The sequence below is a fragment of the Pseudochelatococcus lubricantis genome (assembly GCF_011762225.1).
In the GTDB taxonomy this organism is placed as follows: Bacteria; Pseudomonadota; Alphaproteobacteria; order Rhizobiales; family Beijerinckiaceae; genus Pseudochelatococcus; species Pseudochelatococcus lubricantis.
This window is the reverse complement of the sequence record NZ_JAASQI010000002.1, coordinates 503,176-515,481: the sequence shown is the minus strand read 5'-3', so window position 1 is coordinate 515,481 and position 12,306 is coordinate 503,176. Positions and strand designations below refer to the sequence as shown.

Here is a 12,306-nt window from a genome sequence, read left to right as displayed (position 1 = left end):
TCCTGACGGCGCCGTATGTGCGACAGCGCACACCGCGCCCTCTTGGATCGGAACAATCCATTCAGAAACACGTTTGCGCAGTTGCGCCGGAACAATCGGCGCAAGGAGGACAACGCATTGCAAAGGCGAAGCGGAACGGCAACGGGCCGGATCGAGACCATCGACTTCTGGCGCGGGCTGGTGCTTGTCATCATCTTCATCAACCACGTGCCCGGCAACATTTTCGAGTCCGTCACGCCGCGCAATTTCGGCTTTTCCGATTCAGCCGAAGCCTTCGTCTTCATCTCCGGCCTTTCGGTCGCGCTGGCCTATGGCGGCAACATGTCGCGCGGCGACACGCTCGGCGCGCTGAACAAGGCGTGGCGACGCGCCTTCCTGCTTTATGCCATCCACCTGCTGCTGACATTCACGGCGATCGCGCTCTTCGCCAATGCCTTCGTGCTGACAGGCCGGGAGGCCTTCATCCTCGGCCATGGCCGCGATGTGATTTTCGATGACCCCGCCGCAGCGCTGCTCGGCATCATGAGTCTGGGGCATCAACTGGGCTATTACAATATTCTGCCGCTCTACATCCTGCTGATGCTGTGCGCGCCGTTCATCCTGCTCGCGGCATGGCGCTCGCCCATGGCGACGCTGATCGTGTCGTTCATCATCTACGCCATCGCGCAGGCGCCGCAGGTGAACCTGCCGAGCTGGCCGGTGGAGGGGCTGTGGTTTCTCAACCCCTTCGCGTGGCAGTTCGCCTTCGTGATCGGCGTCGTCGCGGTGATCGTGATGAGGCGCTCCGGCGAGCAACTGCAGGCCTTGCCGTGGCTGACGGCCGTATGCTCCCTGTTTGTCGCCGCCGGCGTCGTGCTGACGACCAACATGTTCGGCCTTGAACCGGGGCTGTTCGATGCGGCGCGCGCCCTCGGCGGCTTCGACAAGACAGACATGGGCGTGATGCGGCTGGCGCATTTTCTGGCGCTTGCGTACCTGCTGGCACGCTTCCGCGTGGGCGGCATGCTGTTGCAGTGGCCGTTCGGCAGGCCGATGGCGCTGATAGGCCGCCACGGGCTGGCGATTTTCGCGCTCGGATCGGTACTCAGCAGCGCCGGCCAGATATTCGCCACGCTGACGGAAGGGTTGCGCCTTTCGGGCAACACGCTGACCGGGCTTGCGGTCGTTCCCGCCGGCATCATGTGCCTATACTGGCTGACGCGCTATCTGGAAGGGCCGGCGCCGCTTGCAGGCACGGCGAAAAAATCCGGCGGGATCGCGGCGAGCGCCTGATGGCGAGAGGCGCGCCCGCTCTTACTTCTGCGCCACGATGAACAGCCGCGGGAAGGCAAGCAGCACCTTGTCGTCCGCCCGCGGCAGATAGTGCTCCGCCAGCTTCTCCGCGTAGTCGGAGAGGAACAGCGACTGCTCCGCATCGTCGAGCGGTGCCAGAAAGGGCAGCAGCCCGGTGCCCTTCACCCATTCCACGATGGCGTCAACGCTGTCGAGCGGATGCTGGTAGATGGTGTGCCAGATATCGACGCGGCTCACGTGCGGGATAAGCATATCGTAATAGGCGTCCACGGAAGCGAGCTTCAGCCGCTCCACACCCGCGAGGCGGGCGGACCACGGCCCTGCGCCCGCCACCTCGCGCATCAGGCGATGCGAAGGCTCGTCGAGATTGTCGGGCATCTGCACGGCGAGCAAGCCACCCGGCGCCAGCGTATCCACGAGCGCGGGCAGCAGGGCCGCATGGTCGGGCACCCATTGTAGGGCGGCGTTGGCGAAGAGCAGGTCGAACGGCCCCTCCCCCGCCCAACCGCCGGCCTGCACCTGCTGGACAGACGCGCCGATGTCGCTTTCGACGAAGCGCACGTCGGGAAGGCGCTGGCGCGCCGCCGCGAGCATGTCGGGCGCGTTGTCGACACCGATGATCTGGGCCTGCGGAAAGCGCTCGACCAGCAACTGCGTCGAATTGCCGGGCCCGCAGCCGAGGTCCGCCACCAGGCCGGGCGACGCCAGCGGCACCTGCGCCAGCAGGTCACGCGCGGGTCGCGTGCGCTGATCTTCAAACTTCAGATACTGGCGCGCGTCCCACGTCGTCATGTCACAGTCCCCTTATCGCAGCGGGTTAACGTCCGAACTTCTTGTACTGGATGCGCTTCGGAATGGTCGAGTCGATGCCGAGCCGGCGCTTCTTGTCTTCCTCGTAGTCCTGGAAGTTACCCTCGAACCACTCCACCTGGCTGTCGCCCTCGAAGGAGAGGATGTGGGTGGCGATGCGGTCGAGGAACATGCGATCATGGCTGATGATAACGGCGCAGCCGGCATAATCCTCCAGCGCCTCCTCAAGCGCGCGCAGGGTATCGACGTCGAGGTCGTTGGTCGGCTCGTCGAGCAGCAGCACGTTGGCGCCGGACTTCAGCATCTTGGCGAGGTGCACGCGGTTGCGCTCGCCGCCCGAGAGCATGCCGACCTTCTTCTGCTGGTCGCCGCCCTTGAAGTTGAAGGCGGAACAATAGGCGCGCGAGTTGATCTCCCGTTTGCCGAGGTAGATGATGTCGTTGCCGCCGGAAATCTCTTCCCAGACGGTCTTGTTGCCGTCGAGCGCGTCGCGGGACTGGTCGACATAGCCGAGCTGCACCGATTCGCCGATGGAGATGGTGCCGGAATCCGGCTTCTCCTGTCCCGTGATCATGCGGAACAGCGTCGTCTTGCCGGCGCCGTTGGGCCCGATGACGCCAACGATGCCGCCGGGCGGCAGCTTGAAGCTGAGGTCGTCGATCAGCAACCGGTCGCCGAAGCCCTTCGTCAGCCCGTTGAACTCGATGACGTTGTTGCCGAGCCGTTCGGCAATCGGGATGATGATCTGCGCGGTGGTCGGCGCCTTGTCGCTGGCCTTCTGCACCAGCTCGTCATAGCGCTGGATGCGGGCCTTGCTCTTGGCCTGGCGGGCGCGCGGCGAGGCGGAAATCCACTCCCGCTCGCGCTCCAGCGTGCGCTGGCGCGCCTCTTCCTCGCGGCCCTCCTGCTGCAGGCGCTTCTGCTTCTGCTCCAGCCACGACGAGTAATTGCCCTCGTAGGGAATGCCGCGTCCGCGATCGAGTTCCAGAATCCAGCCTGTGACGTTGTCGAGGAAGTAGCGGTCGTGGGTGACGATCAGGATCGCGCCCGGATACTGGCGCAGATGCCCCTCGAGCCACGCCACCGTCTCGGCGTCGAGATGGTTGGTCGGCTCGTCGAGCAGCAAAAGCTCGGGCTGCCACAGCAGCAGCTTGCAGAGCGCCACGCGGCGCTTCTCGCCGCCCGAGAGCTTCGCGACATCGGCGTCGTCGGGCGGACAGCGCAGAGCGTCCATCGCCTGGTCGACGCGGCTGTCGAGGTCCCACAGGTCCTGCGCCTCGATTTCGTCCTGCAGCCGTGTCATCTCGTCGGCGGTCTCGTCGGAGTAGTTCACGGCGAGTTCGTTGTACCTGTCGAGGATGGCCTGCTTCTCGGCCACGCCCTCCATGACGTTCTCGCGCACCGTCTTGGCGGGGTCCAGCTGCGGCTCCTGCGGCAGGTAGCCGACGCGCGCGCCTTCCGCCGCCCAGGCCTCGCCGGAAAAATCCTTGTCGGTGCCGGCCATGATGCGCAGCAGCGTCGACTTGCCGGCGCCGTTGACGCCGAGCACGCCGATCTTGGCACCCGGATAAAAGGAGAGGTGCACGTTGTCGAGGACCTTCTTCCCGCCAGGGTAGGCCTTGGACAAGCCATGCATGTGATAAACGTACTGATAGGAGGCCATTGGTCTCTCTGTCGATGGACGCGCGATTCGCGCTGTCGCCCGCCCGCGCCGGCAGGCTTCCGAAAAGATTTGCTGGAAACGGGTTAGCAGGCGCAGGCGCGCGCTTCAAGCCCGGCGGCGCAATTCAGGCGCCTGTGAAACCGTTCCTGCGCTATCGGTACGCTTGCGACTTGCATGGAATGACGGAATCACCACTATTATTGTTAACATTGATCTCGTTAGTAATGCCAGCAGATCCGGCTCTTCATGCATATGCTTTCCCGGCCCAGCGTGCTTCGCTTCGACTGGCGGCCCACGATCAGGACCTTGCCGGAGGGGCAATTCGTCGCCGCCATCGGGGACGTGCACGGCCACGACCATCTGCTCGCCGCCATGCACGACGCCATCCGGCGGGAGCTGGACGAACTCGGCCCGCGCAGCGCCGCCGTCATCCATCTCGGCGACCTGATCGACCGCGGCCCCCGGAACCGGGAAGCGCTGGTGCGGGCACGCGCTGGCATCGATGGCGCGTCGGCGATCACCCTGCGCGGCAACCATGAGGACAGGCTGCTTGCCTATCTCGGCGGATCGCCGGCCGCGCTGGGGCCGTGGCTGGACGCGGGCGGCGAAGGCATGTTCACCCAGATGGGGCTCGACCCGTGGCGCATCTCGCCGGGGGAGTTCCGCGCCAGATTTGGCGAGGACCTCGCCCGGTGGCTGGAGGCGACGCCGGTGATGCACCGCATCGGCCAGCTGGTCTTCGTGCATGCGGGCATCGACCCCGCCCTCCCGCTCGACCGGCAGGATCCGCACACGCTGATGTGGACGCGCCGCGCCTGGATCGACAGCCCCGGCCCTTATCCGGAAGGGGTTGCGGTGATTCACGGGCACATTCCGCGCCGGACCGTCGACTTCCGCGACCGCCACCGCATCGACCTCGACAGCGGCGTGGTGAACTGGGGAATCCTGTCCGGCCTCGTGTTTCATGGCGACCGAATGCGTTTATTGCAGGTCAGCTAGGCGTTTCTTCCATCTTATCCAAACAGCCGCAAATCTGACATAGTCCGCGGGCACAAGGCGTCCTGATTAATCGCCTTTTTTCAGCGGCTTACGGCTTACCCATCATGTCTGACACTTCTTTCGTCCGCTCTTCTCCGGTTGCGGCCAACACGACGCTCGCGGGCATCGGCCTGATGGTGTTCGGGCTGTTCGTTTTCGGCATCAACGATGTGATGGGCAAGTGGCTCGTCGCCACTTATTCCGTGGGGCAAATCCTGCTGATTCGCTCCGCTGCCGCGTTCGCGATCCTCGCGCCCTTCATCTGGCGCGCCGGGCTTTCCTCCTTCCGCGACATGCCGCATCCGCGCGTGCAGATCATCCGCGCCCTCTGCGGCACGGCGGATGTGGCGCTGTTCTACTGGGCCGTGGCCTATCTCCCGCTGGCGGACGTGATGACGTTCTATCTCGCCGGCCCGATCTACGTGACGGCCATGTCCGCGGTGTTTCTGGGCGAGCGCGTGGGGCCGACGCGCTGGACGGCGGTTCTCGTGGGCTTCCTCGGCGTGCTGATCGCGCTCGGGCCGTCGATCGTCGCGCTGTCGTGGCCGTCGCTCATCGCGCTTGCGGGCAGTGTCGCCTTCTCCGGGCTGATGGTGACGACCCGGCTGTCGCGCGGCACGGGCGATGTGCAGCTCGTCACGGTTCAGGTCGCGGCGGCCCTCGTCTGTGGCCTGATCGCCGCGCCGTTCGGCTGGGTGACGCCCGACATGACAGACTTCTTCATGCTCGGCCTGCTCGGCGTCGTCTCGATGAGCGCCTTTCTGTGCGTGAACCGCGCGCTGAAACTGGCTCCGGCTTCCGTCGTCGTGCCCTATCAGTACACGCTGATCGTCTGGGCGGTGGTGTTCGGCTATGTCTTCTTTGGCGAAATGCCGAAGGCGACGACCCTCCTCGGCGCGGCGGTGATCGTAGGCGCCGGCATCTTCCTGTTTTTCCGTGAGCAGGCAAACGCGCGCCTCGCCCGCGCGCAGCAACAGGAACAGGAGGGCGCGGCCCTTCCGCCGCGCCCCTGAAGGCCTCTTTCGGGAGCGGACGGCCGGGCAGCGCGGAACGGGCGTTTCCATCCGCCCCGGCCTGTTCTATATTGCACGCATGTCCGACAGCTTTCCTTCCGGCAGCGTCCGCGATGCGGCCCTCGAAACCCTGCTCGATTTCTATGTCGAGGCCGGGGTGGATTGCGCTGTCGGCGACGCGCCGCAGGATCGCTTTTCCCAAAGCCTGCAGGCGCGCCCCGCCCCGCTCCCGGACAGGGACGCGCCACAGGTGACGCCAGGCGATCCCGAAAGCAAGCCGCAGCCGCAACCCGCCGTGGCAGCGCCCCGCATCCGCAGCTTCGACAATGCCGACGACTCCGCCCGCGCCGCGCGCGAACGCGCGCAGGCGGCGCAAACCCTCGATGAGCTGCGTGAGGCCCTCGCCTCGTTCGAGGGATGCGGCCTCAAGGCCACAGCGAAGAATCTGGTGTTCGCGGACGGCAATCCGCAGGCGCGCGTCATGTTCGTCGGCGAGGCGCCCGGCCGCGACGAGGACATCCAGGGCCTGCCCTTTGTGGGTCGATCCGGCCAGTTGCTCGACCGGATGCTGCATGCCATCGGCCTCGACCGCGAGACGGGCGCCTACATCGCCAACATCGTGCCATGGCGCCCGCCAGGCAACCGCACGCCGACACCGCAGGAAGCAGCGGCCTGCCACCCCTTCATCGAGCGGCAGATCGAGCTGTGCGACCCCGATATCCTCGTGTGCCTCGGCGGCCCGTCCGTGCAGGCGCTGCTTGGCGTCAGGGATGGCATCCTGCGCACACGGGGGCGCTGGTTCACCTATCACACCGGCCGGCGGGAGATCCGCGCGCTCGCCACGCTCCACCCCGCCTACCTGCTGCGCCAGCCATTGCAGAAGCGCCTCGCCTGGCAGGATTTCAAGGCCCTGCGGAACGCGCTTGCCGAAACCGCCCGGGCGAAAGCTCCCGCCGGGACGTAATAGCGCCCGCCCGCTTATGCTCCCCAGCCGGCCACGATCGCGAGTTCCGCCTCCGGCCGCACCGTGACGACCTCCCGCCGGCCGAGATAGACGGCGCCAGAGCTACCGTCGATGGAGAGCCAGTCGCCCGACGACACGGTGTGATCGCCGATCGTCACGCTCGTTCTGCCGTCCTTCTTCGCGAAGCCCAGCGCGCGGCAACCCACGACGCAAGCGCGCCCGAGCTGGCGCGCCACGACGGCGGCGTGGGCGGTGCGGTTGCCGGCGGCCGTCAGGGTGCCGGACGCGGCGGCGATGCCGGCGACGTCGTCCGTGGCGATGTCATGCCGGATCAGGATCACAGGCTCGTGCTGGCCCGCAAGCCGCGTCGCGGTTTCGGAGTCGAATGCCGCCCGCCCGGCGACGGTGCCGGGCGACGCCGGAATACCGGTCGCGGCCGGCGCCTCTTCCCCGGCGAAGCGCGTCAGCACGATCTTGTCGAGATCAACGCCCGCGAGCAGCGCCCTGCCCTCGGCCGGCGTCAGGGTTTTGGCCTCCACGAGATCGACGGCGACCTTCAACGCCGCGCGCGGTGTACGCTTGGCGGCGCGTGTCTGCAGGAAATACAGCACGCCTTCCTCGACCGTGAACTCGACGTCCTGCATGTCCTTCTGCGCGGCTTCGAGCTGGGCGATGCCCGCCACGAGTTCCCGCGCTACGTGAGGCAGCCGGCGTTCCAGCAGCGACAGGTCGCCGGGAAGCCGGCGGCCTGAAACCACATCCTCGCCCTGCGCGTCGAAGAGGAAGTCCGCGTAAACGCCCGGCGCGCCGGTGGCCGGGTCGCGCGAGAACGCCACCCCCGCGCCCGAGGCGCCGCCCGCATTGCCGAACACCATGGCCTGCACGGTGACGGCGGTGCCGGTCAGATCCTCGAAATGGTTCAGCCGGCGATACTCGCGCGCCTTCGGCGCCTCCCACGACCGGTAGACGGCAAGCGCCGCGCGCTCAAGCTGCTCGGCCGGATCGACGGGTAGCGGCTTGCCGATGCCCTGCATCGCCCGGCGGTAGTCGAGGGCCAGCCGCTCCAGCGATTCCGAGTCAAGATCTGCGTCGGCGGCCACGCCCTCCTCGGCCACGAGCACCGCGAGGCGCTCCTCGAAAACGCCCGCGCCGATCCCTGCCACGACTTCGCCGTAACCCTGCTGCAGGCGGCGCAGGCTGTCCCACGCAAGACGCGGATCGCCATAAAGGCGCATCAGGCCGTACACGGCAGCCTCGTTGAGGCCGACGTTCAGCACGGTATCCATCATGCCCGGCATCGACCGCTCGGCACCCGAGCGGACGGAAACGAGCAGCGGCTGGCGGGGGTCGCCGAACACGCGCCCCGTCTCCTGTTCCAGAAACCGGATGCCCATCGTCAGCGCGTCGCGCACCTGGCGCAGCGCATCCTCGTCACTCCGGTTGACCGGCCCGCAGAGCGCCGTCGGCAGCACGAAGGCTGGCGGCACGCGCAGCCCGAGCCGGCTCATCAGCCGCAACTGCGCCGCCTTGGAGCCGATGTCGCGGGCGCTCACGCCGGTTTCATCGGACGCGGTCTTGCCGGACAGCGAACGGCCGATCAGCACGGGATGAACTTCGATCTCGCTCATTGCGGGTTCTCCTCCAGACTTTCCCGTTCAGGACTTCCACGGCGCCAGATCGTCGAGCACGCAATGGCGCAGGACGAGCGCGGCATGCGCGATACGATCCGTGGAGGTCTCGATGGCGCGCGCCGTCTCCACGCCGACCGTCAGCGTGCGCGCGCAGTCGATGTCAGCGATAAAGCCCGCGATCGCCGCGCGCTGGGCGGCATCGGCCTGCTTCTCGGCCTGCACCGCGTCCTCGATGCCCTCCAGCGTGTCCGCCGTGTCGCGCCGGTTGCCCGCAGGCGCCTGCAACGCGGCCGCGACCGCCCGCACGAGACCGGAGCAGCATTCCACCGCCGTGCGCGCCAGCTCGCCCAGCGGCCGCGCGATCGTCTCCGTCGCCACGTGATCGGGGGCGATGCTGAGCACGAAAACCGCCTCCTCAAGCTCGTCGACCGCGTCCTCGATACCGTTCACAATCGGCAGGAAACGCAGGCCGCGTCCCATCGGCCCCTCCGCCATCTCGCGGGCGCGCACCGTCAGCACGTCCGCCTTCGCCTCCAGGTGCTTCGCCCGCTGGCTGAGCCGCTGGGCTGCCTCCCGGTTGAGCCCGCGCCCGTCGGAGAGCGCGTCCTGGATCATGCTCGCGAGGTCGCGCGCAAGCCCGAGCTGGCGCAGCACGATATCGAGGATCTCCCGCTCCACCGACACGACGCATTGCGTCAGCTCCGCACGCACCTCGTCACGCAGCAGCCGTGCGGAACGGCGCTGGGCAAGCCCCTGGCTGGAAAGGCGCATCACCCTGGCCAGCAGGTCATAGGCCTGCGTCGCCCCCAGCGCGGCGTCGAGCCGCGTGCCGTAGGGAATGCGCCCTTCGGCGCTGCGCTGGATCGCATCGAACAGCAGTTCGGCCCCGCCCAGCTCCAGAAAGCCCCGGTGGCCGTAATCCTCCGCCGCTGCCTGCCGCAGCAGGCGCACGGCCTCGGACTTGCTGACGAACGGCTGCAACGCCTTGCGCGCCTTGTTCCAGTCGATCAGGAACACGATCCGCGAACCCAGATATTCCAGAAACGCCTGGCAATCGTTCTCGTCGCGCGAGGTATAGCTGCCCGTCACCAGGAAGAAGGCAGCGCCCTCGGCGAGGCCGCGCGCCTTGCGCTCGGCCAGCGGCACCCAGTCCATCTTCCAGCTGTCGAACAGGCCGACGAAGAACTGGGCCCGGCGCAGGTGGATGTCCGTATAGGTGATCGTCACCGTACCCGCCTCGACGGCAACGACGAGCACGTGTGCGTCGGTGGTGCCGATGTCGTTCTGGATGACGAGGCGCTCGCCGCTGCGCGCGGCCGTCGTCCCCAGTCCCGGATGGCCGAAGGCAAGCCCGCGCGTGCGGTCGACGCCGCGCATGAACGCGCGGATGCGCGGCCGGTCATCGTCCGCGATATGCAGCACGTGGGCGCCGGCGAGCGTTTCGACGGAGACCTCGGTCGAGAGCTTGTTGAGTGCCTTGTGCAGGTCCATCACCAGCAGATGCGCCGTGTCGCGCCCCTCGCGGTTCGCGGAGGTGAGCGTGGCGATCTCCGCATCGCCGACCGTCTCGCCCGAAAACTCCTCAAGGCGCAATTGCTGCAACCGGGCAGAAAAATCCGCCGCCGACGGCGCGGCCACCGCATCGAGCGGGGCGATCATCGCCTCGATATCCCCCCGCAGGCCGGAAACCAGGTCGTCCGCGCCCGGCACCAGTACCGCGTCCTCCGGCAGTAGCCGCGCGCCCCTGATGCTCTCCTCAAGCGCGGGATCGTCCATCCCGGCGGCCCGCAGTTCGCCCGAAAGGCTGCGCACCCCGGCCTCGGGATGGCGCGCGTGGGCGACGGCCTCCTGCAGCACCGTCATGCGCAGCTTCGCGCGATCATTGGCCTGCAAGGCGCCAGCCAGCAGATCGGGCACGAGAATCGCCTTTTCTCCAAGATGCTCGACGATACCGGTCTTGACAGTCATGATGCACACCTCCTGCAGAACGGGCACCCTTATCCGATTCCGATGACATTCGCGTTGCCGGAAATCATTCGCAAAAGTGTCATAAAAAACGGCTCCCGCCACTCCTCATGTTTTGACCGCGCCGCAATCCAGCAGCGCTCGGGCCGCAGCGGCGACCTCTTCCGGTCCACCGCCCGTCTGCAGCCGCTGCCAGTCGATCGCACCGACATCATAGGCGGATTGCGCACGGACCACGCCGACGTCGGCATCCGACGCATCGCCGGTGCGTGCCTCGACGCGCGCTTCCAGTACCGGCAGCGGCGCCTCCAGCCACAGGCCGTCGAAAGGCACGCCGGCGTGCGCCGCAACCTCTCCGATGGCCGCCCGCTCCGCCGGCTTCGCATGCACGGCATCAACCACGACGCTCTGCCCCGCGCTGAGCGCCAGTGCCGCGAGATGGCGCAACCGCGCGTAGGTCCGCGCGGTGACCTCAGACGTGTAGGCTTCCGGCGGCAGATGCTGCGTCTCGGCCGTGCCGAGCAGGTTCTTGCGCTCGATGTCGCTGCGCAGATGCACCGCGCCGACCGGACGGCCGAAGCCCGGCGCCAGCAGGGCGGCGAGCGTGCTCTTGCCCGTGCCCGACAGGCCGCCGATTGCAAGAAGCCGCGCCGGGACGGGCGCGATGAAGGAGCCGGCAAGCGCGAGATAGGCCTGCGCCTCCCCCTCCGCCGTTGCCAGAGCCTCGCCCGCGAGGTGCGGCAGGGCGGCTGCCGTCACCATGGCGCGCACCCCGGCGCGGATGCTCAGCAGCAGCGGCAGCGCCGCAAGCCCCGCGATATCCGCGTCCTCCGCCCGCGCCCACAGATAGCGGTTCATCACGCCGTTGGCGATACCGTGAAGATCGCGATCCCACAGATCCATGAGCAGGAAGGCGAGATCGTACAGGATGTCGACGGTTGCGATGCTTTCGTCGAACTCGATGGCGTCGAACAACACCGGCGCGTCATCGATGAGCGCGATGTTGCGCAGGTGCATGTCGCCATGGCAGCGGCGCACGAAACCCGCTTCGGCGCGCGACAGCAGCAGGCCGCGCTGCGCATCGAGGGCGGCAAGGCTCGCGGCCTTCACCGCCTTCACCTGCTCCGGCGGGAACAGGTCCGGCCGGCTGGCGAGCCCCTCCGCGTTGCGGGCGATGTAGGTGCCGAGGTTGCGGATGGCGGACGCCGGCTCGACGGCCACCGGCGCCGCCGCATGCGCATGCACCACCATATCCGCAAGGCGTGCCGTCATGTCCTTCGGCAACGCGCCGCGTTCGGCGAGCCTGTCGAGTGTCGCGTTCTCGTCGAACCGGCGCATGTGCACCGCCCATTCGACGACCTCTCCTTCGGGCGGCGGCTTGGCGCCAGGGGGCCCGACCATCGGCGGCTCGGCCGCAGGCTGCCGGTCGGCACCGAGCGCGAGCCCCGACGGCGTGCGCAGGATCGGCGCCACGCCGAGATAGAGCGCCGGCGCATTGGCGCGGTTGGCCACGATTTCCGCCTCGCAGACCGCGTGCCGCCTCTCGAGCGTCGAGAAATCCATAAAGGAATATCGGACGGCGCGCTTGACCTTGTAAACCTCATCGCCGGCCAGAAAGACCACGGCGCCGTGCGTATCGATACGCCGAACCGCCTCTACGGCAGCTTTCCCCGCACGGGCATAACTTTCCGGGCGCGCGAGGAAGGCGAAGACATCCTCCTGTTCCCCCTCCCGTCCGGCATCTGCCCGCGCCACGGCCTTCACCCCGAACTCCCGCCGCTCGTTCATCTCCAGCCCCCCGGAATCGCGCGATCCTCATGTCAATGACACGAACTTATCAGCCGTTCATGGCATTCCTATCCTGTCGCGCGCCCATGCGGCGAAGGCACGCACGGCGATATCCCTTCGGACCAGAGAACCCGCCGCACG

The 12,306-nt window shown here is 67.5% G+C and carries 9 protein-coding genes; 4 read left to right on the top strand and 5 right to left on the bottom strand.

The features are described from left to right. Window positions 1-117 precede the first annotated feature (117 nt). The gene (locus FHS82_RS06310) at window positions 118-1,272 is read left to right on the top strand and encodes an OpgC family protein (RefSeq protein WP_166949952.1); all 1,155 of its coding nucleotides are present in this window, start codon (window positions 118-120) and stop codon (window positions 1,270-1,272) included. Between the two features lie 21 nt (window positions 1,273-1,293). Here the strand turns inward: FHS82_RS06310 and tam are convergent, their stop codons facing one another. Beyond that, window positions 1,294-2,085: a trans-aconitate 2-methyltransferase gene (gene tam / locus FHS82_RS06305; protein WP_166949948.1), complete on the bottom strand. Its 792-nt coding sequence runs from the start codon at window positions 2,083-2,085 to the stop codon at window positions 1,294-1,296. Between the two features lie 25 nt (window positions 2,086-2,110). After that, on the bottom strand, window positions 2,111-3,766 hold the full coding sequence (gene ettA / locus FHS82_RS06300; RefSeq protein ID WP_166949945.1) for an energy-dependent translational throttle protein EttA: 1,656 nt from the start codon (window positions 3,764-3,766) through the stop codon (window positions 2,111-2,113). A 246-nt stretch (window positions 3,767-4,012) separates the two neighbouring features. Here ettA and FHS82_RS06295 point away from each other — a divergent pair, with 246 nt between their 5' ends. From FHS82_RS06295 to FHS82_RS06285, 3 genes are all read left to right on the top strand, one after another. Further along, a complete protein-coding gene (locus FHS82_RS06295; protein ID WP_246225111.1) occupies window positions 4,013-4,765 on the top strand; it encodes a metallophosphoesterase in 753 nt (250 codons plus the stop codon). A gap of 104 nt (window positions 4,766-4,869) precedes the next feature. Continuing rightward, window positions 4,870-5,817: a DMT family transporter gene (locus tag FHS82_RS06290; protein ID WP_166949942.1), complete on the top strand. Its 948-nt coding sequence runs from the start codon at window positions 4,870-4,872 to the stop codon at window positions 5,815-5,817. Between the two features lie 79 nt (window positions 5,818-5,896). Continuing rightward, window positions 5,897-6,781 (top strand): uracil-DNA glycosylase, encoded by an 885-nt coding sequence (locus FHS82_RS06285; RefSeq protein WP_166950260.1) that lies wholly within the window; start codon window positions 5,897-5,899, stop codon window positions 6,779-6,781. Between the two features lie 14 nt (window positions 6,782-6,795). Here FHS82_RS06285 and FHS82_RS06280 read toward each other — a convergent pair whose 3' ends face one another. The 3 genes from FHS82_RS06280 to FHS82_RS06270 all read right to left on the bottom strand — a co-directional run bounded on the left by FHS82_RS06280 (window position 6,796) and on the right by FHS82_RS06270 (window position 12,165). Beyond that, the gene (locus FHS82_RS06280) at window positions 6,796-8,409 is read right to left on the bottom strand and encodes a PEP/pyruvate-binding domain-containing protein (protein WP_166949939.1); all 1,614 of its coding nucleotides are present in this window, start codon (window positions 8,407-8,409) and stop codon (window positions 6,796-6,798) included. A 27-nt stretch (window positions 8,410-8,436) separates the two neighbouring features. Beyond that, window positions 8,437-10,380: a hypothetical protein gene (locus FHS82_RS06275; protein ID WP_166949936.1), complete on the bottom strand. Its 1,944-nt coding sequence runs from the start codon at window positions 10,378-10,380 to the stop codon at window positions 8,437-8,439. A gap of 105 nt (window positions 10,381-10,485) precedes the next feature. Beyond that, on the bottom strand, window positions 10,486-12,165 hold the full coding sequence (locus FHS82_RS06270) for a bifunctional aminoglycoside phosphotransferase/ATP-binding protein (protein WP_166949934.1): 1,680 nt from the start codon (window positions 12,163-12,165) through the stop codon (window positions 10,486-10,488). Between the last annotated feature and the right edge of the window lie 141 nt (window positions 12,166-12,306).